The sequence below is a fragment of the Mycobacterium sp. 1245852.3 genome, assembly GCF_001669335.1.
GTDB lineage: Bacteria > Actinomycetota > Actinomycetes > Mycobacteriales > Mycobacteriaceae > Mycobacterium > Mycobacterium europaeum_A.
This window is the reverse complement of the sequence record NZ_LZLL01000422.1, coordinates 1-1494: the sequence shown is the minus strand read 5'-3', so window position 1 is coordinate 1494 and position 1494 is coordinate 1. Positions and strand designations below refer to the sequence as shown.

Below are 1494 nucleotides of genomic sequence, written 5' to 3'. Positions count from 1 at the left end.
GCTGGCCGCGCTGGTCGGGGAGGCCGCCGATGCGCCGAGCTATCACCACCAGGCCATCGACAAGGTGGGGGACGGCCTGGTGGTCAGCGCGCGGGACGGCGACGGCGTCGTCGAGGCGCTGGAGCTGCCGGGGGACCGGTTTGTGCTTGCCGTGCAATGGCATCCGGAGCAGTCGCTGGACGATCTGCGGCTGTTCACCGCGATCGTGGACGCCGCGCGGTCCTACGCGGGACGCGTGAGCTGAGGTGAGCACCGCGCAACTGATCAACCCGGCGACCGAGGAGGTGCTGCGGTCGGTCGAGCACGCCGACGTCGCGGCGGTCGACGACGCGGTGGTCCGGGCGCTGGCGGCCCAGCGCAGGTGGGCGCGGTTGGCTCCGGCCGAACGGGCCGCCGGCCTGCGGGCCTTCGCCGCCGCCGTCGACGCCCATCTCGACGAGCTGGCCGCCCTCGAGGTCGCCAACTCGGGGCATCCCATCGCGTCGGCCGAGTGGGAGGCCGGTCACGTCCGCGACGTGTTGAACTTCTACGCGGCCAGCCCGGAACGCTTGTCCGGCAAGCAGATTCCCGTGGCCGGCGGCCTGGATGTCACGTTCAACGAGCCGATGGGCGTGGTCGGCGTGATCACCCCGTGGAACTTCCCGATGCCCATCGCGTCGTGGGGTTTCGCGCCGGCGCTGGCCGCGGGCAACGCCGTGCTGGTCAAACCCGCCGAGGTGACGCCGCTGACCACGATCCGGCTCGGTGAGCTTGCGGTGCAGGCCGGCCTCGACGCGGACCTGCTGCAGGTGCTGCCGGGGCGGGGCGCGGCGGTGGGTCAGCGGTTCGTCACCCACCCCGACGTCCGTAAGATCGTCTTCACCGGGTCCACCGAGGTCGGCAAGCAGGTGATGTCCCGTGCGGCCGCACAGGTCAAGCGGGTGACCCTCGAACTGGGCGGCAAGAGCGCCAACATCGTCTTCGCCGACTGTGACCTGGAGCGTGCCGCCGCGACCGCGCCGGCCGGAGTGTTCGACAACGCGGGTCAGGACTGCTGCGCCCGCAGCCGAATCCTGGTGCAGCGCAGCGTCTATGACCGCTTCATGGAGTTGCTCGAGCCCGCCGTCACGCGCGTCGTCGTCGGCGACCCGGCGTCTCGGGACACCGAGATGGGGCCGCTGGTGTCCGCGGCGCACCGCGACAAGGTGGCGTCGTACGTGCCCGACGACGCCCCGGTCGCGTTTCGCGGCACCGCACCGGCCGGCCGCGGATTCTGGTTCCCGCCAACGGTTCTGACGCCACCCCGGACCGACCGCTGTGTCACCGACGAGATCTTCGGCCCGGTCGTCACGGTGCTGGCCTTCGACGACGAGCACGACGCCGTCACGCTGGCCAACGACACCAGCTACGGCCTGTCCGGATCGATCTGGACCGACGACCTGTCCCGCGCGCTGCGCGTCTCGCGGGCGGTGGAAGCCGGGAACCTGTCGGTGAATTCGCACTCGTCGGTGCGCT

2 protein-coding genes are annotated in these 1494 nt (G+C 71.6%); both read left to right on the top strand.

The annotated features are described in order from the left end of the window. Window positions 1-244 (top strand): gamma-glutamyl-gamma-aminobutyrate hydrolase family protein (locus A9W96_RS18805; protein ID WP_197499566.1); only part of this gene is annotated, 244 nt, incomplete at its 5' end. 1 nt (window position 245) lies between these two features. Then, the coding region (locus A9W96_RS18800; RefSeq protein WP_067142002.1) for an aldehyde dehydrogenase at window positions 246-1494 on the top strand (1249 nt) is incomplete at its 3' end.